Raw genomic sequence first — 22345 nt, 5'->3', positions numbered from 1 at the left:
GCCCAGCGCATCATGATCGCACGACAGTCCAACCTCGAAATGAAAAAAGAACTCGCCAAGAAGATTGCCCGTATCAAGTAATCTCTGAAGCATCCCATAGGCACCCGCGGGCGATCCGTGAGTGCCTATGTTTGCGCTTAGACAAAAGGAGGTTTACGCACCCATGCTGCGCTGCACTGTCAAATTCTGCGGCGGCTGCAACCCGCGGTATGATCGCGGTGCAGCCTATCAAGCCGTGCGCTCCTCCCTTTCGGATGTCGCACAGTTCTCCTATCCGGAGGATGGCACCCACTACGACGCATTGCTGATTATTCGCGGCTGCACCGGCTGTCCCTATCTGTATGAGGACATTGATGCCGACCGCCGCTTCCTGCTGGTGTCGGCGGACGAGATCCCGTCGGTCACTGAGCAGATCCGGCTGCTCGCGTAAATGAAACGGGCTGCGCACGCCCGTTACTCTGAGGAGGATGATAGAACATGAAGAAAGTAAGCATTATCTCTGCAGAAGAGGCCGCCCTGAAAGTACAGGACGGCGACACGATCGCCACCGGCGGCTTCGTCTCCTGCGCCTGTCCGGAAACCCTGTCCAAGGCGCTGGAAAAGCGCTTTCTGGAGACCGGCCATCCGAACAATCTGACGCTGTTCTTCGCGGCCGGCCAGGGCCACCGCGACGGCACCGGCGGCGACCACTACGGCCACGAGGGCATGGTAAAGCGCGTCATTGGCGGCCACTGGGACCGCGCGCCCCGTCTGGGAGAGCTGGCGCTGGCCAACAAGATCGAGGCGTACAACCTGCCGCAGGGCGTTATTTCGCATATGTACCGCGATATCGCGGCGCACAACATTGGCACGATCACCCACGTCGGCCTCAAGACCTTTGCCGACCCGCGCAACGGCGGCGGCAAGCTCAACGATGTGACCAAGGAGGATCTGGTCAAGGTCGTCAACATCGAGGGGCAGGAGCGCCTGCTGTATAAGGGCTTCCCGATCAACGTGGTGTTCCTGCGCGCTTCCTACTGCGACGAATACGGCAACTGCACCGTACACCGCGAGATCGGCCCGCTGGACGTGACCGCGATGGCGCAGGCGTGCAAGAACTCGGGCGGCAAGGTCATCGTGCAGGTCGAAAAGATCGTGCAGGGCGGCTCGCTCGATCCGAAGCTGGTGGCGATTCCGGGTATTTATGTGGATTCGGTCGTCGTCGGCTCGGAGGAGGAAAACATGCAGTGCCTCGGCATGCCGTATGACGGCGCGCTGACCGGCGAATTCCGCATTCCGGTGGACGCCATCCCGCCCATCCCGATGGACGCCAAGAAAATCATCGCCCGCCGCGCGGCCATGGAGCTGCCGCCGGATGCGATCGTCAACCTTGGTACCGGCGCTCCGGAAAAGATTGCCAACGTCGCCGCCGAGGAGGGCATTTCGGACAAGATGACCCTGACCGTCGAGGCCGGCTCGATCGCGGGCGTCCCCTATGGCGGCACCCAGTTCGGCGCGGCCGCCAACGCAATGTGCATCATCCCGCACAACGTGCAGTTTGACTTCTACCAGGGCGGCGGCCTGGACGTCGCGTTCCTTGGCCTGGCTGAAACCGCGCCCAACGGCGATCTGAACGTGTCCAAGTTCGGCACCCGCTTAGCCGGCGCGGGCGGATTCATCGACATCACCCAGAACGCCAAAAAGGTCGTCTACTGCGGCACGTTTACCGCCAAGGGCCTCAAGACCGAGTGCCGCGACGGCAAGCTGATCATCACCCAGGAGGGCGCGAAGAAGAAGTTCGTCAATGCGGTCGAGCACATCACGTTCTCCGGCGACTATGCCAACGAGGTACACCAGCCCGTCCTGTACATTACCGAGCGCTGCGTGTTCGAGTTGCGTCCGGAGGGCGTTACCCTGGTCGAGATCGCGCCCGGCATCGACCTGCAGACCCAGGTGCTCGATCAGATGGAATTCGCGCCCCAGATCGCCCGCCAGGCGGACGGTTCGATCAAGCTGATGGACTCGCGTATTTTCCGCGATGAACTGATGGGTCTGGCAAACGATTAATTCCCGATTTATTCCTTGTGTGTGTTGTGCAAGTTATGGGTATTTTAAGATTTGGGCCATATTCCTTACAAAAACCCCTTGCATTTTTCTGCACATTTGATAAAATATTAACGAACTCGTTAAGAGATGTCACAAACCGCTGCGCCGGCATCACCGGCGTAAGAGAAGAAAAGGAGAAACAGCCAAATGAACGTTTATATCTGTTCCGCAGCCCGTACCGCGATCGGTACTTACGGCGGCACCCTCCGCGACGTACCCGCAGCCCAGCTCGGCGTTGTTGCCGCCAATGCGGCGATCGAGCGCGCCGGTGTGGACAAGGAAGCGATCGATGAAGTAATGTTCGGCCAGGTGCTGCAGGGCGGCTGCGGCCAGAACGTTGCCCGTCAGGTCCTGATTGGCGCGGGCCTGCCGATCACCACCCCCGCCATGACCCTCAACAAGGTCTGCGCGTCCTCCATGCGCGCAATTTCGCTCGGTTCCCAGATCATCCGTTCCGGCGAGGATCAGCTCATGCTGGTCGGCGGCGTTGAGTCCATGTCCGGCGCACCGTACGTTTCCCACAACGTGCGCTGGGGCGCGCGCATGAACGACGTCAAGCTGGTTGATATGATGGTTCATGACGGCGTATTTGATATTTTTAACCAGTACCACATGGGCATCACCGCGGAAAACGTTGCCGAGCAGTATGGCATCACCCGCGAGATGCAGGACCAGATCGGCTACGAGTCCCAGATGAAGGCCGCCAAGGCGATTTCCTCCGGCCGCTTCAAGGACGAGATCGTTCCGGTAGAGGTCAAGAAGAAGAAGGAAACCGTTATTTTCGATACCGACGAGCACTGCCGCCCGCAGACCACGCTGGAAGGACTGGCCAAGCTGCGTCCGGCGTTCAAGAAGGACGGTACCGTCACCGCGGGCAACGCTTCCGGCATCAACGACGCCGGTGCCGCGATGATTATCGCGTCCGAGGATTATGTGAAGGCGCACGGCCTCAAGCCGCTCGTCAAGATCCGTTCGTTCGGCTCTGTCGGCTGCGACCCGTCCATCATGGGCGTCGGCCCGATCGAGTCCACCCGCCAGGCGCTGGGGCGCGCCGGCCTGACCGTTGCCGACCTCGACCTTGTCGAGTCCAACGAGGCGTTTGCCGCGCAGGCCGCTGCGGTCAACCGCGAGCTGGGCTTTGATATGGACAAGGTCAATGTCAACGGCGGCGCGATCGCACTGGGCCACCCGATCGGCGCGGCAGGCTGCCGTATCACCACCACGCTGATCTACGAAATGATCAAGCGCGACTCCACCCTCGGCCTTGCCACCATGTGCATCGGCGGCGGCATGGGCGAAGCGATCATTGTTGAGCGCGACGAGCTCTGCAAGTAAATCAAACCGGCATGATAGGGGGCTTTTTGCAGGCCCCCTATCTCCAAAGCATTCGATTGCGCAGGTGCGCGGCGCACCTCGTATATAAGATTCCGACATCAATTTGAAGGGAAGTCTTACCAATGACTGATGTAGTAGTTGAAAAGAAAGGCCATGTAGCGGTCGTCAAGATCGAGCACATGAAAGCCATGAACGCGCTGTCCACCGATATGTACGGCCAGCTCGAGGAAGCGTTCGACGAAGTTGCGGCAATGGACGACGTATACTGCGTCGTGCTGACCGGTTCCTCCATGGTAAACAAGAAGGGCAAGACCGTCAACTCTTTCGTGGCCGGCGCGGACATTTCCGAAATGTCCACCCTGTCCGTTGAGGAAGGCAAGAAGTTCGGCAACAACGGCAACCGTGTTTGCTGGAAGATCGAGAACTTCAAGCGTCCGGTCATTGCCGCAATCAACGGCTTCTGCCTGGGTGGCGGCTGCGAGTTGGCGATGTCCTGCGATATCCGCCTTGCATCCGATAACGCGCTGTTCGGCCAGCCGGAGGTTGGCTTGGGCATCACGCCGGGCTGCGGCGGCACGCAGCGTCTGGCCCGCATCGTAGGCCTCGGCAAGGCCAAGGAGCTTATTTATACCGCCCGCGGCAACTACACCGCACAGCAGGCGCTGGAGATGGGCCTGGTCAACTACGTTTACCCGCTGGAGCAGCTGATGGACGAAGCCATGAAGCTGGCCGAGGAGATTGCGGCGCAGGCGCCGATCGCTGTCGCGCTCTGCAAGGAAGCGATCAACGTCGGCATGCAGACCGACCTGAATTCCGCGCTCAAGCTGGAGGGCAACATCTTCGGCGAGTGCTTCGCGACTGAGGACCAGAAGTATGGCATGGCTTATTTCCTTGATAAGAATAAGGAAAAGCCCGCCAAGGAGTTCAAGAACAAGTAAGCGCGTTTGTTTATCTGCAATCATTGAGAGAGAGGGTTATATAATATGAAAGTTTGTGTATTCGGCGCCGGCAACATGGGCGCGCGCATTACGGAAGTTTTCCTGACCAACGGCCATGAGGTAACGATGCTTGACGTAAAGCAGGAGTTCATCGACCGCGGCGTTAAGACCATCACCAACGACCTGTCCTTCCTCGTCAAGAAGGAAAAAATGACCGAAGAGAAGAAGAACGAACTGCTCGCTTCCCTCAAGACCTCGCTGGACCGCAAGGCTGCCGCTGACGCCGACTTCATCATGGAAGTCATCCTGGAGCGCATGGACCTGAAGAAAGAGCTTCTGCAGGAGTTGGACCAGATCTGCCCTGCGCATACCATTTTCGGCTCCAACACCTCCGCGCTGTCCATCACCGAGATGGCCGCCAGCGTGCCGAACCGCGCTGACAAGGTGATCGGCTGCCACTTCTTCAATCCGGCTCAGATCATGAAGCTGGTCGAGGTTACCCGCGCGATCCAGACCTCGGACGAGACGTTCCAGGCCGCGTTCGACCTGATGGCTTCCTTGGGCAAGACTCCGGTATCGGTCAACGAAGGCCCTGGCTTTGTCGTAAACCGTATCCTGATCCCGATGATGAACGAGGCCATGGGCATTGTTGCTGACGGCATCGCTTCCCCTGCTGATATCGACGTTGCCATGCAGCTCGGCGCCGGCATGAAGTCCGGCCCGCTCCACACCGCCGACTTGGTTGGCCATGATGTCAACCTCGCGATCATGGAGACGCTGTACCGCGAGACCGGCGATCCGAAGTACCGTCCGCATCCGCTGATGCGCAAGATGGTCCGCGCCGGCTGGCTCGGCGTCAAGACCGGCAAGGGCTTCTTCGAGTACGACGAGAACGGCAAGGAAATCGTAAAGTAATCAAGCAGAAAAAAGAGGGGACTGTACTTGTACAGTCCCTTCTTTTTGTGAGAAAATTAAACCCATGAAATATCTTGATTTTTGCACAGTTTTTATGAAAGCTGTTTGGATGATTCTACAATTTTTTCTCAACGTATGGTATTTTTCGTGTAAACACGATATAATGTTACATGTATGGAAAATAGAGCCGCACCATCGCCGCCGATACGGCAAAGGCAGTCAAATCCGCGCAAAGGGCGGCAAACACGGCATAGCGGAGCCGGTTCAGCCCTAAATGACCGCTGTAAACGCTGATCGTGTAGAAGCTGGTTTCAGACGAACCCAGCATGACCGCCGCCACGCGACCGGCATAGCTGTCCGGCCCGCAGCGCTGCATGATCTCGCTGCCCAGCGCCAAACCGCCGCCGCCGCTGATCGGTTTCAGCAGGGTCAGCGCGGTGCATTCCTTTGGAATGCCAAGCAAATTCAACAGCGGCGCAAGTGCGGCCGCCGCTAAATCGATTGCTCCGGACGCCCGCAGCATGTAAACGACCGTCAGCATGCCGACCATGGTCGGCAGCAGCTCAACAGCCGTTTTCAGGCCGCTTTTGGCACCGCGCAGAAAAGTGGGAAACACGTCTACCCCTTTATACAGTGCGTATAGCCCCACTGCCGCCAGCAGCATTGGGATAAACGCACTCTGTAGCATCCGCATGTTTCCTCCCCTTTCCCGCTAGCCCGCGTTTATTTTCAAATTTTAGGAAATATTTTTGGAAATAACAGGCAATTCGACATTTTTTGTGCTTTCCATATGCAATAATACAAATTGTAATCCGAACAGGTATTTCCCCTTATTTTTCATCGGGAAATAGCGGGCGGAGGATACGCGCACTCAGCAGGACGACCGCGACAGACGCCACGGACGCCCCCCAAACCGCCGGCATGATGTCAAACGGCGCTGCAGCGCCGCACGACGCGCGTACCGCCGCCACCGTGGACGGGATGATCTGTATGGACGCCGTATTCAAGGTGATCAATGTCAAAACGGTATCCGGCGAACCGCGCCGGCCGGCAAGCGTGTACAGCCGGTCAACTGCGCGCAGCCCCAGCGGCGTAGCCGCATTGGACAGTCCCAGCAGGTTTGCCGTCACATTGGCGCTCACCAGTTCCATGGCCTCTCTGTCGTTCGCTGCCTTGCCAAACAGCGGCCGGAGCAGGGGCGTAAGCGCATGGGACAGCTTTTCCGCCAATCCGGAAGCGCGGATCACCTCCATCACGCCGCTCCAAAAGCACATCAGGCCGGCGATGCTGATGGCTAACGTGACCGCTTCCGACGCGCCTGTTCCCACTGCGGCAGTGACCGCGTCCAACCGGCCGGTCACCGCCCCGCAAAGCAGGGCCAGGGCCAGAAATGCGACCCAGATCACGGAAAGCATTTACGCCTCTCCCCTCCCTTGTAGAAAAAAGCCGGTCTCCTCCATACAGGGAGCCGCAACATGGATTGATGCTGGCAAAGGAATGAATGAAGAATGAAGGAGTGTATATCAAATGAAATCCACTGGTATTGTCCGTAAGGTTGACGAACTGGGCCGAATCGTACTACCGATCGAGCTGCGCAGGACGCTCGATATCGATGTGAAAGACGCCCTGGAAATCTATGTGGAGGGCAGCCAAATCATCCTGAAAAAGTACGAGCCTGCCTGCGTCTTCTGCGGCAGCTCAAAGGACGTAATCCACTTCAAGGATAAAAACGTCTGCCGCAACTGCATTCATGATTTGGAATCTATCTGATTGATCTGATGCGTACATAGGCCGGCCACCCTCTTCAGCAAGGGTGGCCGTTCTTTTTTCCCTGCCGCGCAGTATCCCGCCCCGCCTGGGTGCGGTATTTCTCCCGCGTCGCCATGCCGCCGCGGATGTGCCGCTCCTTTTTATTGGTGTACAGCACCTCCTGCACGCGGTCATACAGCACGGCGTTGAGCTTTTTCAGCCTTGTCGTAATATCCTTATGTACCGTTGATTTAGAAATGCCAAATTTGGCCGCCGTTTGGCGCACCGTCGCCTTTTCTTCGATCATATATTGTGCGAGCCGGACCGCCCGCTCTTCGGGTAAGCCTTTCACGATCGTCCCCCCTGCCTGTCGACGCTTTGATTACTACAAATCTATGCAGCGCAAAAGGCAGGTAGAACGCGCTTTTTGCCGGAGTTGCTCCGGCCGACTTATCCGCAAAACACGCCGCCGCTTCCCGCAAAAAAATGCGCCGCTTCATTTGAGCAGCGCATTGATCCCTTGTGTATGGTATTCCACCAGCCGGTTCAATCCGGTCCGCACCTCGCGCGGACGGACGCGGTTCTTTAATATCTGCACGGTCCCGTCAATCAGGTTGCGGGCCATGATCTGTGCCAGCAGCAAGCAGTTGTCCTCATCTGCCAGCAGCGGCGCAGTCTTTGCCGCCAGCATATCGATCAGGCTACTGCGCAGCCCCTCATACCGTGTCCCCTGCGACTGCTCCATAATGAGCAGCAGGCCGTATTTCTCGGCCAGCAGCAAAGAAATGACCTCTTCCGTCAGCAGGACCTGGTATTCGCGCGCGCCGGTGCGCGGGTCAAAGCGCTTGTCCCGAAAGCGCATAATCAGGCGCTTGAGCCCCTCCGCGGCGCCGTCCGTCAGCTCGTAAAACAACTCTTCCTTGTTTTTGAAGTAATGGTACAGATTGCTCTTGCTGATATTGACCTTATCCGCAATCATCTGCAGAGAGGTCCGGTCATACCCTTTCTGCAGAAATAGATGCTGGGATTCCAGCAAAATCTTATGCCGTAGCTCGTCTTTCAAAACCTGCACAATAAAGACCACCCGTTCATTTCTTCCTATATTATAGCATTATGGCGTATTTTGTCAATACAAATGGGTTTTACAGGCGTTAAGACTGCGTCAGTTTTCAGGCCTTCCCGCGCCTCTATTCCCACGGAAAAGGGCGCCGGAATCGTCCGGCGCCCTTGCGCTCTGTTTTTGCGGCGCCCGCTTACGCGCCGAATACTTTCAGCAGGAAGCCCGCCGCGACAGCGGAGCCGATTACGCCTGCAACGTTCGGACCCATGGCGTGCATGAGCAGGAAGTTTGCCGGGTTGGCCTTCTGGCCTTCGACCTGCGAAACGCGCGCGGCCATCGGGACTGCGGAAACGCCGGCCGAGCCGATCAGCGGGTTGACCTTGCCGCCCGACAGCTTGCACATGATCTTGCCGAACAGCAGGCCGCCGATCGTGGAGAACATGAACGCGATCAAGCCGAGGACGATGATCTTGATCGTCTCCATGGTCAGGAACTTCTCCGCGACCGCCTTACACCCGACAGACAGGCCGAGGAAGATGGTGACGATATTGCACAGCGTGTTTTGTGCCGTGTCGGACAAACGATCGGTCACGCCGCATTCGCGGAACAGGTTGCCCAGCATCAGCATGCCGATCAGCGGCGCCGTATCCGGAATGAGCAGGATAACCACGGTCGCTACCGCGATGGGGAACACGATCTTCTCGGTCTTGGACACCGGACGGAGCTGCTCCATCTTGATCTCGCGCTCCTTTTTGGTCGTCAGCGCGCGCATCAGCGGCGGCTGTATCAGGGGGATAAGCGCCATATAGGAATACGCGGCGATCGCGATTGCAGGCAGGTAATCCGCAGCCAGACGCGAGGTGACCAGGATAGCGGTCGGGCCGTCCGCGCCGCCGATAATGCCGATCGAAGCAGCTACATTCGGGGCAAAGCCCAGCGCCAGCGCCATCAGGAACGCGGCAAAAATGCCGAGCTGCGCCGCCGCGCCCAGCAACAGCGAGGACGGCCGCGCGATCAAGGGGCCGAAGTCGGTCATCGCGCCGATGCCAAGGAAAATCAGCGAGGGGTAGATCGCATGCTCTACCCCCTGATAGAACACCCACAGCATGCCGGGGCTGGCGCCGTTTGCCGGCGCGTTGAGCAGGCCGGTCAGGGGGAAGTTCGCCAGCAGGATGCCGAACGCGATCGGTACAAGCAGCAGCGGCTCAAACTTTTTGCCGATGCCGAGAAACAGCAGCACAAACGCGATCAGGATCATGACCAGGCTGCGCGGGTCGCTGAACAATGCGGCGAAGCCCGAGCCGGCCAGGATCTCCTCCAGCGCGCCTATAAATGAAAATTGCATGTTACGCGCCTCCCGTTACATCGTGCAAAGCGCCGTACCGGTTTCAACGGTCGCGCCCTTCTGCACGCTGACCGAACCGACGGTACCATCATGCGGCGCACAGATCTCATTTTCCATCTTCATCGCTTCCAAGATGAACAGGACGTCGCCCGCCTTTACCGCCTGTCCCGCCGCGCAGCGGACATCCAGAATCGTACCCGGCATGGGCGCCGCGACGATCTCACCGCCAGCCGGAGCCGCCGGTGCGGGCGCGGCCGCCGGAGCCGGCGCTGCGGCCGGTGCGGGTGCGGCCGCCGGAGCCGCCGGCGCGCTCCCGACGCAGACCGCGCTTGCGGAGCCCTTGTCCACCTCAACCTCATACTGTTTCCCATTGAGTGTAACCAGATATTTCATTGTTTTCTTTCCCCCTTATACAGCCTTGATAGACTTGAACACGAGCTGGTCGAGCGGAATGCCCGTTTCATGGCTTACGATCGCCATTACGCATGCCGCCTGTGTTTCGTCAACGCCCTCCAGCACGACCTGCGGCGCTGCGGCGGCCGGCGCGGGCGCGGCAGCGGGCGCAGCAACCGGAGCCGCTGCGGGCTGGGACGCCGCCGCGACCGGCGCGGCTTTCTTTTCCACGCCGCCGACGATACGGGACACCACAATGATGACGCCCCACAATAATGCCAGCATCAAAAATACGATCACAAAGCCGGACAGCGCAACCATCACTGCCTCGACCGGACTAAGCGGTCCTTGTATCATAGTCAACCGACCTCCTTGAACGAATAACTTGCGGTAAAGGTCTGATCGCGGCGGTCAAAATACTGCTCCGCCTGTTGCGGGAACGCGATGTAGGAAAGCACGTCCTCCTCGCTCCGCGCGCGGCTACCCAGGTAGGCCTTCGCCTCTTCAAATTCCGGCTTGAGCGTATCCGCGAAGCGGCCGGTCATCGGCTGCTCGTCGCCCAGCACCTTTTTCGCCAGCTCCGGAGCAATTTTGCCCGGCGCCTTGCCATATTCGCCCTTGATATAGCTTTTGATCTCCTTGCCGATGGATTTATACCGCTCGCCGAGCAGGACGTTGACCGTTGCCTGCACGCCAACCATCTGCGAAAGCGGGGTGACAAGCGGCGGGTAACCCATGTCCTCACGCACGCGGGGGGTTTCCTCCAGCACGGCCTCCAGTTTGTCAATCGCGTTCTGCGCCTTGAGCTGCGCCACCAGGTTGGACAGCATGCCGCCCGGGATCTGGTAGTTGAGCGCATCGGTCTTGGTGGACAGCACATAGGGGTCGAACAGCCCGTTAGCCGAGAACTTGTCCTTGACCGGCAGGAAGAAGTCGTTTACCTTTTTCAACTGCTTGCTGTCCACGCCGCAGTCAAAGCCCATCTGCGCCAGCGCATAGACCAACGACTCAGTCGCGGGCTGGCTGGTGCCGCCGGAGAAGCACGAGGTCGCGCAGTCGATGCCGGCCGCGCCCGCTTCCGCCGCCTTGAGGTAGGTCATATAGCCCAGGCCGGTGGTCGCATGGGTATGCACATAAACCGGCAGCTTGATGTTTTCGCGCAGCGCCGTGACAAGGTCGTAGCATTCCTGCGGCGACATGATGCCCGCCATATCCTTGATGCAGAGCGAATTGCAGCCAAGCGCTTCGATCTGCTTGCCCAGGGAGACGAACATCTCCAGATTGTGAATGGGGCTGAGCGTGTAGCAGATACAGCCCTGCGCATGGCCGCCCGCCTTGAGGCATTCATCCACGGCGGTTTCGATGTTGCGCATATCGTTGAGCGCGTCGAAAATGCGGATGATATCCATTCCGTTCTCCACACTCCTGCGCACAAAGCGGCGGACGGTATCGTCCGAATAATGGTGGTAGCCCAGCAGATTCTGGCCGCGCAGCAGCATCTGCAGCTTGGTGTTTTTCATGTGGGATTTGATTTTGCGCAGCCGCTCCCAAGGATCCTCGTGCAGGTAACGCAGGCAGCTGTCGAATGTCGCACCGCCCCAGCATTCGATCGAATGATAGCCGGCCTTGTCCATATCGTCCAGTACGGCTTCAAAATCGTCAAACGGCATACGGGTTGCGATCAACGACTGCTGTGCATCGCGCAGCACGGTTTCGGTGATGTGCATTTGTTTCACGAATATGCCCTCCTTTACCGGCAAAACAGGGTATGAAAACAAAACTCTACCTACTACCCCATTTTACTTAATTTTATCATAGCACTTTCCTCCCAGGCATGCAATGTTTTTATTTTAACAAAGTTGTTTTGCTTATTTTGTCTGTATTTTCATGTGTTCTTGGATTGACAATCGTCCCGTCATACAGTATGATATAAAAATACTGTGCGTATTGCCCTCCCTTTTTAACCGCGGTGTTGTGCCGCGCAAGGGGCTTGCCGGAACGCGACCCATCTGTTATAATAAAGGCAATCACAACATATTTATGTCTCCGTACCTCAGCAGGATAGAGGGTCCGCCTCCTAAGCGGAACGTCGCAGGTTCGATTCCTGTCGGGGACGCCAATCTGCATGCCGTGCCGCGGTCCTTTGTCTGCATAGGGCCGCGGCACTTTCCTTTTGCGCCCTTGACAAGCCCGCCCCCACTCCGTATAATGACAGAAACCGCAATCCTACACATCACTGTTCAGGAGGAGTTCTATGCTGTTGCGATACCGTTTTTCCCTATTGAGCGCCGTGCTCGCGCTCGCACTGTCCCTTGGTGCCTGCGCTCCGATGGAGGATGCCGGCACCGCGCCGCAGGCGCCTGTCTCGGACACGGACACTGCGCCCAATGAAACGCCCGCGGATGATTCTCAAGCGTCGGCCGGCGTCATGAGCCGCTTTACCGCCACCGACCTGGAGGGCGTCGAGGTTGACCAGTCCATTTTCTCGGACTACAAGCTGACGATGGTCAACGTTTGGGCTACGTTCTGCACCCCGTGCATCAACGAAATGCCCGACCTCGGCGAACTGGCGGCCGAATATAGCGATCAAGGCGTGCGTATCGTCGGCCTGGTCCTGGACACCCTGGATTCGGACGGTTCGATCAGCGAAAGCCAAGTGGAGACGGCGAAAGAGATCGTGGACCAGACTGGCGCGGACTACCTGCATCTGCTCCCCTCGCCCGACCTGTATCATATTCTGTCCGACATCACCGGCGTACCGACCACGTTTTTCGTGGACAGCACAGGCGCGCAGGTGGGTCATGCTATTGTCACCGCGCAAAGCAAGGATGCGTGGATCGAAACGATTGACAGCATGCTAGCGGAGGTGGAGGCGTGAGCTTTCTGCGGCGCAACCGGATAGCGGCGGCGTTAATGCTGGCCGCCGTGGTGTGCCTCGCGCTTGGCGTATGGCGCGGGGAAACCGAAACCGTTTTCCGCAAAGCGGTTATGATTTGTATGGAGTGCATCGGCCTTGGGTAGACTGCGGAAGCATGCGCGCATGCTCGTCCAGCTCGCCTTTACCGCCCTGACGAACGGTTACGCCGCCGGCTTTGCAAAGGGCAGCATTTATAAAGGACCTGGAAAATTTATCTGCCTGCCCGGCCTGAACTGCTACTCCTGCCCCGGCGCGCTCGGCTCGTGTCCGATCGGTTCGCTACAGGCGGTCATCGGCAGCCGCAGCTATCGATTCTCCTTTTATATCGCCGGCTTCCTACTCCTGTTCGGCGCGCTGTTCGGCAGGCTGGTATGCGGCTGGCTGTGTCCGTTCGGGCTGGTGCAGGACCTGCTGTATAAAATCCCCTTTGTCAAAAAGCTGCGCCGCCTGCCCGGCGACCGCTGGCTCAAATATCTGAAATACGTCATCCTTGCAGGCTTTGTCATCGTGCTGCCCCTGACCGTGCTGGATATTGTCGGGCAGGGACAGCCTTGGTTCTGCAAATACATCTGCCCCTCCGGCACGCTGTTCGCGGGCATCCCGCTGATTGCCTCCAATCCTCCGCTGCGAGCCGCGCTCGGCTGGCTGTTCACCTGGAAAGCCGCGATCCTTGCCGCTCTGCTGCTGCTTTCCCTGCTGGTATACCGGCCGTTCTGCCGTTATCTCTGCCCGCTCGGCGCCATATACGGGCTGTTCAATCCGGCCGCGCTCTACCGGTTCCGCATTGACAAGGAAAAATGCACGGGCTGCGGTGCGTGCCAAAAGGCGTGTAAGCTGGATATCCCGATCCACCAGACGCCCAACAGTCCGGAATGCATCCGCTGCGGGGACTGCCGGCGCGCCTGTCCGCACGGCGCTATCTGCACCGCAAACCGGCGCGCGGCCAGACCTTTCGGGAAAACGCGGACGTGACCGGTCCCATCCGGTCTTTTCCGGCAGGCACTATTTTTTACAGTTCCTCTCTGATTTTTCATTGTCAAGCGTCGGGCAAATGTGCTATAATACCAAGGCGATAAAAAATTACAGGGGGTATTTCTGTGACTGCTGTATACGTCATTCCAATCACTGCCGTCGATCCTGACGACAGCAAGTCCCGCGCCCGCATCGCCCCCAACCGGCTGGAATGGATTGACCGCCGGCGCGGCACAGCACGTATACAGAGCTTCGCGGCCATGCTGCTGCTCGAGTACGCGGTCGCGCAACATTTTCCCTGGGTGGTTCATCCGCTTGCGGTTTCCATCGCGGAGGGCGGTAAGCCTTACCTGGTTTCCGAGCCCGGCATCCATTTCAGCCTGTCCCACTCCGGAGACTGGGCGGTGTGCGCGATCAGCGACCATCCGGTTGGCGTGGATATCGAATGGTGCGATCCCAACCGCCGCGATATCGCCTCCCGCTTTTTCCATAAGGATGAGATCCGCTATCTGAATTCGCTGCCCCCCTACGCGCGGACCGACGCGTTTTATTCGCTCTGGACGCTCAAGGAAAGCTTTGTCAAATCCACCGGCCGCGGCCTTGACCTGCCTCTGCGCAGCTTCTGCGTCAAATTACGCTCCAATACCCGCCCTCAGCTCGACTGTCCGGATATGGAGCGACCCTATTCCCTGTTCCTGCCGCCGTTCTCGGCCGACCGTTCCTACCGGCTGGCCGTCTGCATCCAGCAGGCGGGCGCGGAAGATCCTGTCCTGCACATTCTCGACTAAACTGCAAGCAGTGGCTTTGCCGCTGCTTTTTTTATCCCCAAACATCCAGAAAGCGGGCCGGCGCTATTGCGCCGGCCCGCTTTCCGTTCTGCCGCTGTTTTATTTTCCCTGTTCATACGCCGCCCGCACCGCGGCGGCGAGCTGGTCGGAGCATGAGGTCCCCTTGCCGCCGCAGCTGATGCCTTTGAAATATCCTTCGATCTGCGCGACGGTCATTCCCTCGACCACGCGGCTGATCGCCTGCAGGTTGCCGTTGCAGCCACCGAGGAAGGATACGTTATGCACTGTGTCCCCTTCCAGGTCAAACGATATTTTCATTGGGCAGACGCCCCGCGGCCGGTAATCATAATGCTGCATTTTTCCTGTCCTCCTCAGAGCAGGGTACGGATATGCGCCGCCGCCTGCTCGAATGTATGCACCTCGGTATAGGGTCGGTCGTCGTCCGGCCGCGGCAGGTGTGTCCAGTTGAGCCACACGCCCGCGATGCCGACATCGGTCGCCCCCTGCACATCATGCCGGAAGTTATCGCCCACCATCACAGCCTCCCCCGCCAGGCAGCCGCACTTCTGCAGCGCCAGCCAGAAGATCGGAGAGCCGGGCTTATCCATGCCCGCCTCCTCGCTTGACACCAGATAATCGATCCGGTCGGCAAGGCCGAGATATTCGAGCTTTTCCATCTGAATATCCGCCAGCATATCCGTACAGACCGTGGTCTTAACGCCCGCACGCCGCAGCTCCTCCAACAGCGCCGGCACGCCCGGCCGCAGCTCCATTTTAGAGAGGACCGCGTCCCAGTAGACGCGGTGCAGGGCGCGGGCGTATTGCACCGCGTTTAGCCCCATCCGCTCCAGCGCACCCTGCGCGAACAGCACGCGGTCATGTGTGGGCGGCATGCCCGGCTGCTGCCGCGCCAGCTTTTTGCGGTACCATTTGAACTGCCGCGCGAACTCCGCGCCCGAAGCTCCGGTGTGTTCCTCCACCCAGGCGGCCATACGCTCGTATGCGTAGGCGTCGCACGCCTGGAAGCTGCTGTACAGCGTGTCGTCCAGATCGAAAAATACTGCTTTTATTCCCATGTTTCCCTCACAAAAGTTTTTCGTTGTATACGGCGCGGCTACCGCCCACAAATTTCGGCCGGCGGCGCGCGCAAAGCAGAACCGCCTCCCCAATCTGCTTGACTGCAATGCGGAGCGGCACGACAACCGGCTTAATGTGCATACCAATCAGCGTCCCGCCGATGTCCATGCCCGCGGACGCGGATTGACGCAGGCTGTCCACCGCCACCGGATCGCTCAGGCGCTTGTAGGCCGTGGTCGCAAACGATCCGCCCGCTTTTGGCTGCGGGACGACATTCACTTCATCCAGCCGGAAGCGCTCACAGGCGGCGCGCTCGACCACGAGCGCCCGATTCAGATGTTCGCAGCACTGTGCCGCCAAGTAAACGCCACGCTCCCGCAGCACCCCGTAAATGCCCTCGAACACCGCCTCGGCGACCTCCACGCTCGAGTGGGTGCCGATCTTTTCCCCGCACACCTCGCTTGACGAGCAGCCGACCACGAACAGATCTCCCGCGCGCAGCCCCGCCGCGTCGCACACCAGAGCGGCCGCTTTTCCAGCCTGCTCCCTGATCTCAGAAATCTCCATGCTTCATGCCTCCTTTTTTCATAGTATACCACATTCCCGTCCCACTTTCACCGTCTTTTTTCGCGCGGCATACAATGGGATTGAGGCAAGACCTCAAACTGTTTTACGAACAAGGAGAAACCGCATATGAATCAGCCTAACAACCAGACGGATCAGATGCTGCCCGCAGACAGCATCGATCCCCGTCTGCTTTCGCTTGCGATGGCGTTCGTACCGTATCAGAGCTTTGAAACGCCCTATGAGCCGGCGCTTGCGTTCAGCCGCGGCACGATATTCCCCTCGCTCGACAAGCCCTTCCTCGGAGAGGAGGCGGTTCCGAGATGACCGAACGGGAAAAGCTGCTCAACCGTGTCCGGATGTATGACTTCGCGCTCGTCGACGTGATCGAATACCTGGACGGCCATCCGAAAAATACCGCCGCGCTCGCTTATTACAGCGAGATGCGCACCGCGTTCGATAAAGCCGCCGCCGAATACGAAGACGCATTCGGCCCCCTGACCGCCCGCGAGGTCGACACCCGCCCGGGCTTTTGGCGCTGGATCGATGAAGCGGGACACACGGCATACCATAGTTCCTAAAAGTATACTTTTCCAAAGTTCTACAAGTATAAAGATTTTGCAAAATATCGTTATCCAAACAGAATGTTATTTTGCCAAAACAACGCTGTTTGCGTGGAAAAAGCTGTATTTTGAAAACGTATGCTATAATAAACTCGATTATTTTCAGCTTCACAGGAGAATGGGATATGCAGTTACTACATTTATATTATTTTAAGCTCTTGGCTGAGAATGAGCATCTGCTCAACACCGCAAAGATAATTCACATTTCCCCGCCGGCGCTGAGTACGACCATCTCCCGTCTGGAGGATGAGTTGCAGGTCAGCCTTTTCGACCGCGTCGGGCGCAAGATTAAGCTCAACGAAAACGGGAAAATTTTATATATCCATGTATGCAATATCTTTTCCGAACTGGATAATATCAAGCGCGAACTATCCAAGACCGCGACCTCCCAAAAAGATATCGTATATGTGGGTGTCTCCGCGCAGTCGCTCTGGACCGAAGTCATCAGCTCCTTTATGAAGGCGCATCCCTCGGTTACCATCAAGCATGCTTCCCTGACGCTCAAGGAATTACAGGATCCCGACGCGCTCGGACAATACGACCTCGTTATCACTGATGTCGGCGACATCACCAATAAGGCTTGGGAGCATGAATTTATTGTTGAAGATCCGCCCGCGCTTTTGGTAAACTGCGATCACCCATTTGTCCAAAAGGGCGCGATCTCTTTGGCGGAGGCACGGGATGAACCGTTTATCGCATTATCCAAGGGCTATTCCTCCCGCGCCTTTTTTGAAAACGCCTGCAAGCAGTCCGGCTTTATTCCTCGAATCGTGGCGGAGGTGGACTACATCTTACGCACGCAGTTGATTGAGAATGGCTACGGCATTGCATTCAGCAGCGTCCTCGGCGCACGCGCCATCCATTCTTCGCTGGTGCGGATGGTACGCGTCAAATACCCTCCCAACCCCAGAATGCAGACCGTGTTCTGGAAGTCCGGCGTCGCTCATTCCGATACCGTACTCCAATTCCGCGACTACCTGATCGACTTTTACCAAAACAAGGCGCAGCGCGGCATATGAGAAACGCAGGTCCGGCTTATGCCGGGCCTGCGTTTCTTTTGGGGAAAATAGGGGCAAAACCTGCTTCTCCTTTTGGAAAAGCCGATATGGGCAAATTTGCGCTCCGCCGCCCGTCAGAACGTATAAAGTACAGGAGATAGGAACGCGGCTACAAGCATCAGTATGATACACAGCGGGCCGCCTATTTTGACATAGTCCATGTACTTGTAACCAGCCGGCAGGGTCTGGGTGCATGCGGGGGTACCGACAGGCGTTGCACACGCCAGATTCGTAGCAACTGCACCGATCGCAATTACAAACGGGATCGGGCTGATACCCAGTTGCATGGCGATCTCAATGTAGATCGGGGTCATCATCGCTGCCAGCGCCGTATTAGACATAAAGTTCGTCAGCACGGTGGTAACAATGACGCCTACCACCATCAACACCGCCGTGGATGCATTCTGGCCGCCGAACAGATTCAGCACGAACTCCGCGATCACCTTGCCGCCGCCAGAGACGTCCAGGCCCTTGGCAAAGCCCTGCGCCGCCGCGAGAATGACGATGGTGTTCCAGTCCATTTCCGCCAGTGTTTTCTTCAAAGGCATGCAGCCGGAAACAATCAGGATCGTCGCACCCAGCAGACCGATGATGCCAACATCCAGATAGGGATCGAACGCGTCAAAGCCTGTCAGAATGAATCCGACAATGCACAGCAGCAGCACGATGACCGACATTTTCCCTTTCCACGCTGGAATCTTATCGGTTTCCTCGTCGCCCGATTTCTCCGCCAGCTCCGCATAGTAATTGCCTTTGTCAAAATCCGGACTTTCCGGTTTCAGCACCTTTTTGCAGAGCGGATAGCCAATGGTGGCAAAATAAATAATCATGATCAGGCACATGGGCAGCATGAGTTTGGTCTGGTCAAACAGTCCAAGGCCAGCCTCGTAGCCCTCATAGCCCATCAGTACGGAATTGGCGGTAAGCTGCGATGTGGAGCCGACCAGCGTAGCCGCACCGCCGATCGCTGACGCCATGCCTGCCGCTATAATAATCATTTTGGAGCGAACCACACCATGCGATTTTGCCGCACAAGCAGCAATCAGCGGCATCCACATTGCGATCGTACCGGAATTGGACAGAAATGCGGACATAACGGTACAGCAAATGACGACCACAACCATGAACAGCCGCTCGTTTTTAGCTACTGCGCTGTTGCTGATCGCACGGCCGATCTTATTGGCCATACCGGTTTTGAACAGGGCGTCGCCAACGATACACATACCGGCGACCATCATTACGGTCGAACTGGAAAAACCGGAATATACGTCCGAGAGCTTCATTTCCGGCAAAATAATCCCCATTGCCAGAGAAGCGATCATCGCTGTCATGGCCAACGGGATTTTTTCCAAAACAAAGGAAATAATTGTAATTATTGTGATAATTATTGCTATTGTGCTGGAGGGCATACAGACTTCTCCTTTCTACCACCCAATTCTGTAAAATGGGAGCGCAAACCTGCGAAGCGTTTGAGTCAGAGGACGTCTCCTCCAGTCACACATGCATGCTACATTGTCAAAATAACAACAACCTTTGCAATTGTCAAATCCGCCTTACCGGCGGATTTTTTTATAAAAATGTGCATCTTACTCATTTCGAGTAAAATGAAATTGTTTATTTTATATCAATTTTGACGCGATCATTTTTTCTATAATTAATAATTCCTTATCTTTGTTACAAGTAATGATAACATTTCGTAATTTTTACCAGCGCAATAATTTACTTTTTATGTGCATTTTCAATCGCAAAAAATTTATCCGGATAGCACGCCAGTCTGTGGTATCCCGCACCCTTCGGCACCTCTTCCCCGCCGCCTTTATTGTGTATTTTGCATATAAATCTCAATATCTTATTAGGCATTTGCGTCATTGTTAACATCCCACTTAACAAAACCAATGTATTTTGGAAATAGACAGCGCCTACTTGATACGCTATCGTTAAATTATAATCAATGCAAAATCCAGCCTGCCGCAAGGCAAAAGGAGGCACAACTCTTGAGTACTTCGACGATAGCACTGATCATTTTGGTCGTTACGATCATTTTGTTTGCATCCGGCAAGGTTCCCCTCTCCGTGACCGCGGTCGGCGCCGCGCTTGCGATGGGCATATGCGGCGTGATCCCGTTTACCAGTGCATTTGCCGGCTTTGCCAGCGATGTCACGATGATGGTGATCGGCTCCATGATCATCGGCGAGGCTCTGTTTGAAACCGGAGTCGCACAAAAGATCGGAACCTCCATCATCCGAATGGTGGGCATACGGGAAAAGCTGTTTATCGTGGTATGCGTCGTCGTCTCCGCCATACTCTCCGCTTTTCTCAGCAACACCGCGGTCGTCGCAATGATGCTGCCGGTTGTTTCCGCAACAGCGGCCAGTTCGCGCGGCGCTATTTCGCGTAAAAACAGCTTTATGGCCATCGGCTTTGCAGCCAATGTAGGCGGCGGCATGACGCTGGTCGGCTCCACGCCCAACGTGATTGGCCAAGGTATTTTGGCTGATGCGGGTCTGGAAACCATGGGCTTTTTCGACCTGACTTGGGGCAGCATCCCCCGCCTGCTTTTTATCATCCTGTTCTATGCAACCATCGGTTACGCCCTGCAAAAGCGGGTTTTCGATTTCGAGGAAAAATACGACCTTGCGCAGGACGCGCAAGAAGAGGAGGAGCAGGCCCAGTACAGCACCGTGAAAATGATTATTTCCTCCGCCATCCTGATCCTTACGGTTATCGGCTTTGTCGTCGGTATCTGGACGGTTGGCGCGGTTGCTATGGTCGCGGGCCTGGCCTGTATCCTGACCGGCTGCATCTCGGTCAAGCAGGTATTCGCCCGCCTCGACTGGACGACCGTATGGGTCCTGGCCGGCTCGCTCGGCTTTGCCGCAGGTATTTCGGAAAGCGGAGCCGGCAAGCTGATTGCGGACACGGTGATCGGCTGGATGGGCGGCAATATCAGCATGTTCAAGCTGCTCATTATCTTCACCATCCTGAGCGTTATCATGAGCAACGTGATGTCTTCGACCGCTTCCATGGCTATGCTTGGCCCGATCGCGCTTTCCATGTGCGCTTCTCTGGGCTATGCAGCCAAACCGGTCATCATGGCGATCATCTGGAGCCTGAATCTTGCGTTCCTGACGCCGATTGCGACACCGCCGGTTACCATGACGCTGCAGGGCGGTTACCGCTTTTTGGACTACACCAAGATCGGCACCCCGTTACTGATCGGCTGTCTCATCCTTACCATCGCCAGCTACCCCTTTGTTTTCCAGCTGTAACCCGTTCGAGACGAACAGCACCACTCGTACCAAATCAGGATATGGACGCCTGTTGGGAATAAAACACATGCTTTAGGAGGAACACGACTATGATGACCGATTATGATTTCATGCTGAATGAAGACCAGATCGAGCTGCGCAATTTAGTCCGCGAGTTTGCGGAAAAAGAGGTACGGCCCACCTGCCGCATCGCGGAGAAAGACGCCATCGTACCCGAGGATCTCGTCAAGACCGCTTATGAAATGGGTCTTCATCTGGTCACCGTTCCCGAGGAGTACGGCGGACTGGGACTGGATAACTTTACATACGCCGTCATCCGCGAGGAACTCGCACGCGGCGACGCCGGTTTCGCCTCCCGCGTATTTGGTTTCGGCTTCGAGCCGCTCAATATCGCCGGTACGGAGGAGCAGAAAAAGTGGGCTGCGGATATCATGGTCAACGGCGGCATCATGGCGTTCGGCCTGACCGAAAGCGTATCCGGCTCTAATGCCGGCGCTATGGTCACGACCGCGCGCAAGGTTGGCGACGATTATGTGATCAACGGCGGCAAGACCTTTATCACCAACGGCGATTGCGCCGATCTCATCACCATCTTCGCCGTTACCGACAAGGAAAAAGGGACAAAGGGCGGCATCACCGCATTCCTGCTTCCCAAGGACACACCGGGCTTCACAGTGGGCGAGCATGAGGATAAAATGGGTATCCGCTGCGTCCATACCAACTCGCTGTTCTTTGACGACATGGTACTCCCGTCCAAGTACCGTCTGGGCGAAGAGGGCCAGGGCTATCAGATTGCCATGAAGATCCTCGACAACTCCCGCCCCTGCACCGCAGCCTCCGCAGTCGGGATTGCACAGGCCGCGCTGGACGAAGCGGTTCCTTATGCTAAGGAGCGCGTCGTTTTCGGCAAGCCGATCTGGAAGCATGAGGGGATCGGTTTCCTGCTCGCGGATATGGAAATCCAGACGCAGGCCGCCCGTCAGATGGTTTGGGGCGCCTGCAAGTCGGCGGACGCCGGCATCATCAACAAAAAGCTGATCGCCTCCGCCAAATGCTTTGCGGGCGATACCGCGGTATTCGTTACCACCAACGCGGTGCAGGTGCTCGGCGGCAACGGCTATTCCCGTGAGTATCCGGTGGAAAAGCTGATGCGCGACGCAAAGATCTATCAGATCTTTGAGGGTACCAACCAGATCCAGCGTGTCGTTATTTCCGGCCAGCTCTGCCGATAAAAACGCTTATACCTCCCATTCCAGT

The 22345-nt window shown here is 57.1% G+C and carries 27 protein-coding genes and 1 tRNA gene; 16 read left to right on the top strand and 12 right to left on the bottom strand.

What is annotated here, in order from left to right; translation table 11 throughout:
- Positions 1–163 precede the first annotated feature (163 nt).
- The 5 genes from OCV66_RS14370 (at position 164) to OCV66_RS14350 (ending at position 5273) form a co-directional block, all read left to right on the top strand.
- Positions 164–430: a hypothetical protein gene (locus OCV66_RS14370; RefSeq protein WP_054327257.1), complete on the top strand. Its 267-nt coding sequence runs from the start codon at positions 164–166 to the stop codon at positions 428–430.
- 47 nt (positions 431–477) lie between these two features.
- Positions 478–2046: an acyl CoA:acetate/3-ketoacid CoA transferase gene (locus OCV66_RS14365; RefSeq protein ID WP_054327256.1), complete on the top strand. Its 1569-nt coding sequence runs from the start codon at positions 478–480 to the stop codon at positions 2044–2046.
- A gap of 186 nt (positions 2047–2232) precedes the next feature.
- Positions 2233–3420, top strand: coding sequence for an acetyl-CoA C-acetyltransferase (locus OCV66_RS14360; RefSeq protein ID WP_054327255.1), 1188 nt, complete (start codon positions 2233–2235; stop codon positions 3418–3420).
- Positions 3421–3542: 122 nt separating this feature from the next.
- A complete protein-coding gene (locus tag OCV66_RS14355) occupies positions 3543–4358 on the top strand; it encodes an enoyl-CoA hydratase-related protein (protein WP_054327254.1) in 816 nt (271 codons plus the stop codon).
- Between the two features lie 45 nt (positions 4359–4403).
- The gene (locus OCV66_RS14350) at positions 4404–5273 is read left to right on the top strand and encodes a 3-hydroxyacyl-CoA dehydrogenase family protein (RefSeq protein WP_054327253.1); all 870 of its coding nucleotides are present in this window, start codon (positions 4404–4406) and stop codon (positions 5271–5273) included.
- 166 nt (positions 5274–5439) lie between these two features.
- Here the strand turns inward: OCV66_RS14350 and OCV66_RS14345 are convergent, their stop codons facing one another.
- Positions 5440–5967: a nucleoside recognition domain-containing protein gene (locus OCV66_RS14345; protein ID WP_054327252.1), complete on the bottom strand. Its 528-nt coding sequence runs from the start codon at positions 5965–5967 to the stop codon at positions 5440–5442.
- A 136-nt stretch (positions 5968–6103) separates the two neighbouring features.
- The gene (locus tag OCV66_RS14340) at positions 6104–6688 is read right to left on the bottom strand and encodes a nucleoside recognition domain-containing protein (protein ID WP_054327251.1); all 585 of its coding nucleotides are present in this window, start codon (positions 6686–6688) and stop codon (positions 6104–6106) included.
- Between the two features lie 112 nt (positions 6689–6800).
- Here OCV66_RS14340 and OCV66_RS14335 point away from each other — a divergent pair, with 112 nt between their 5' ends.
- Positions 6801–7043 (top strand): AbrB/MazE/SpoVT family DNA-binding domain-containing protein, encoded by a 243-nt coding sequence (locus tag OCV66_RS14335; protein ID WP_054327250.1) that lies wholly within the window; start codon positions 6801–6803, stop codon positions 7041–7043.
- Positions 7044–7077: 34 nt separating this feature from the next.
- Here OCV66_RS14335 and OCV66_RS14330 read toward each other — a convergent pair whose 3' ends face one another.
- The 6 genes from OCV66_RS14330 to OCV66_RS14305 form a co-directional block, all read right to left on the bottom strand.
- The gene (locus tag OCV66_RS14330) at positions 7078–7374 is read right to left on the bottom strand and encodes a sporulation transcriptional regulator SpoIIID (protein WP_054327249.1); all 297 of its coding nucleotides are present in this window, start codon (positions 7372–7374) and stop codon (positions 7078–7080) included.
- Positions 7375–7518: 144 nt separating this feature from the next.
- Positions 7519–8094, bottom strand: a complete 576-nt coding sequence (locus tag OCV66_RS14325) for a TetR/AcrR family transcriptional regulator (RefSeq protein ID WP_159068070.1) — start codon at positions 8092–8094, stop codon at positions 7519–7521.
- Positions 8095–8275: 181 nt separating this feature from the next.
- Positions 8276–9427 (bottom strand): sodium ion-translocating decarboxylase subunit beta, encoded by a 1152-nt coding sequence (locus tag OCV66_RS14320; RefSeq protein WP_107630929.1) that lies wholly within the window; start codon positions 9425–9427, stop codon positions 8276–8278.
- 15 nt (positions 9428–9442) lie between these two features.
- Positions 9443–9820: a biotin/lipoyl-containing protein gene (locus tag OCV66_RS14315; RefSeq protein ID WP_107630930.1), complete on the bottom strand. Its 378-nt coding sequence runs from the start codon at positions 9818–9820 to the stop codon at positions 9443–9445.
- A gap of 15 nt (positions 9821–9835) precedes the next feature.
- Positions 9836–10177: an OadG family protein gene (locus OCV66_RS14310; protein ID WP_199855180.1), complete on the bottom strand. Its 342-nt coding sequence runs from the start codon at positions 10175–10177 to the stop codon at positions 9836–9838.
- Between the two features lie 2 nt (positions 10178–10179).
- Positions 10180–11547 carry a pyruvate carboxylase subunit B gene (locus OCV66_RS14305; protein ID WP_242977964.1) on the bottom strand — a complete coding sequence of 456 codons (1368 nt, stop codon included), beginning with the start codon at positions 11545–11547 and terminating at the stop codon, positions 10180–10182.
- 315 nt (positions 11548–11862) lie between these two features.
- Between OCV66_RS14305 and OCV66_RS14300 the strand changes: the two genes are divergently transcribed.
- The 5 genes from OCV66_RS14300 (at position 11863) to OCV66_RS14280 (ending at position 14497) form a co-directional block, all read left to right on the top strand.
- Positions 11863–11939: transfer RNA gene (locus tag OCV66_RS14300), tRNA-Arg, on the top strand.
- 135 nt (positions 11940–12074) lie between these two features.
- Positions 12075–12698, top strand: coding sequence for a TlpA family protein disulfide reductase (locus tag OCV66_RS14295; protein WP_186950121.1), 624 nt, complete (start codon positions 12075–12077; stop codon positions 12696–12698).
- Positions 12695–12841 carry a CD1871A family CXXC motif-containing protein gene (locus OCV66_RS14290; protein WP_054327901.1) on the top strand — a complete coding sequence of 49 codons (147 nt, stop codon included), beginning with the start codon at positions 12695–12697 and terminating at the stop codon, positions 12839–12841. Before OCV66_RS14295 ends, OCV66_RS14290 begins: the two co-directional genes overlap by 4 nt.
- A 19-nt stretch (positions 12842–12860) precedes the next feature.
- The gene (locus tag OCV66_RS14285) at positions 12861–13709 is read left to right on the top strand and encodes a 4Fe-4S binding protein (protein WP_054327902.1); all 849 of its coding nucleotides are present in this window, start codon (positions 12861–12863) and stop codon (positions 13707–13709) included.
- Between the two features lie 125 nt (positions 13710–13834).
- Entirely contained in the window at positions 13835–14497 is a 663-nt protein-coding gene (locus tag OCV66_RS14280) for a 4'-phosphopantetheinyl transferase family protein (RefSeq protein ID WP_054327903.1), read from the top strand.
- A 99-nt stretch (positions 14498–14596) separates the two neighbouring features.
- On the opposite strand, the gene OCV66_RS14275 is transcribed toward OCV66_RS14280, so the two are convergent.
- The 3 genes from OCV66_RS14275 to OCV66_RS14265 are packed head-to-tail and all read right to left on the bottom strand — an operon-like array spanning position 14597 to position 16141.
- The gene (locus OCV66_RS14275) at positions 14597–14854 is read right to left on the bottom strand and encodes a TIGR03905 family TSCPD domain-containing protein (RefSeq protein ID WP_054327904.1); all 258 of its coding nucleotides are present in this window, start codon (positions 14852–14854) and stop codon (positions 14597–14599) included.
- Positions 14855–14868: 14 nt separating this feature from the next.
- On the bottom strand, positions 14869–15573 hold the full coding sequence (locus OCV66_RS14270; protein WP_054327905.1) for an HAD family hydrolase: 705 nt from the start codon (positions 15571–15573) through the stop codon (positions 14869–14871).
- Positions 15574–15580: 7 nt separating this feature from the next.
- Complete coding sequence (locus OCV66_RS14265) at positions 15581–16141, bottom strand: TIGR01440 family protein (protein WP_107630940.1); 561 nt, start codon at positions 16139–16141, stop codon at positions 15581–15583.
- Positions 16142–16267: 126 nt separating this feature from the next.
- Here OCV66_RS14265 and OCV66_RS14260 point away from each other — a divergent pair, with 126 nt between their 5' ends.
- The 3 genes from OCV66_RS14260 (at position 16268) to OCV66_RS14250 (ending at position 17780) form a co-directional block, all read left to right on the top strand.
- Entirely contained in the window at positions 16268–16465 is a 198-nt protein-coding gene (locus OCV66_RS14260; RefSeq protein ID WP_054327907.1) for a spore coat associated protein CotJA, read from the top strand.
- Positions 16462–16719 carry a spore coat protein CotJB gene (locus OCV66_RS14255; protein WP_107630941.1) on the top strand — a complete coding sequence of 86 codons (258 nt, stop codon included), beginning with the start codon at positions 16462–16464 and terminating at the stop codon, positions 16717–16719. The genes OCV66_RS14260 and OCV66_RS14255 overlap by 4 nt, the downstream gene beginning before the upstream one ends.
- Positions 16720–16886: 167 nt before the next feature.
- The gene (locus OCV66_RS14250; RefSeq protein ID WP_107630942.1) at positions 16887–17780 is read left to right on the top strand and encodes a LysR family transcriptional regulator; all 894 of its coding nucleotides are present in this window, start codon (positions 16887–16889) and stop codon (positions 17778–17780) included.
- 113 nt (positions 17781–17893) lie between these two features.
- Here the strand turns inward: OCV66_RS14250 and OCV66_RS14245 are convergent, their stop codons facing one another.
- Positions 17894–19228 carry an SLC13 family permease gene (locus OCV66_RS14245; RefSeq protein WP_107630943.1) on the bottom strand — a complete coding sequence of 445 codons (1335 nt, stop codon included), beginning with the start codon at positions 19226–19228 and terminating at the stop codon, positions 17894–17896.
- A 585-nt stretch (positions 19229–19813) separates the two neighbouring features.
- Between OCV66_RS14245 and OCV66_RS14240 the strand changes: the two genes are divergently transcribed.
- Positions 19814–21088, top strand: coding sequence for an SLC13 family permease (locus tag OCV66_RS14240; protein ID WP_159068071.1), 1275 nt, complete (start codon positions 19814–19816; stop codon positions 21086–21088).
- An 89-nt stretch (positions 21089–21177) separates the two neighbouring features.
- Positions 21178–22320 (top strand): acyl-CoA dehydrogenase family protein, encoded by a 1143-nt coding sequence (locus tag OCV66_RS14235; RefSeq protein ID WP_054327911.1) that lies wholly within the window; start codon positions 21178–21180, stop codon positions 22318–22320.
- Positions 22321–22345 lie beyond the last annotated feature (25 nt).

Origin of the sequence: Agathobaculum ammoniilyticum, assembly GCF_025567315.1 — a bacterium.
GTDB classification, from domain to species: Bacteria; Bacillota; Clostridia; order Oscillospirales; family Butyricicoccaceae; genus Agathobaculum; species Agathobaculum ammoniilyticum.
The sequence above is the reverse complement of the archived record's forward strand: the minus strand, read 5'-3'. Positions and strand labels throughout refer to the sequence as shown.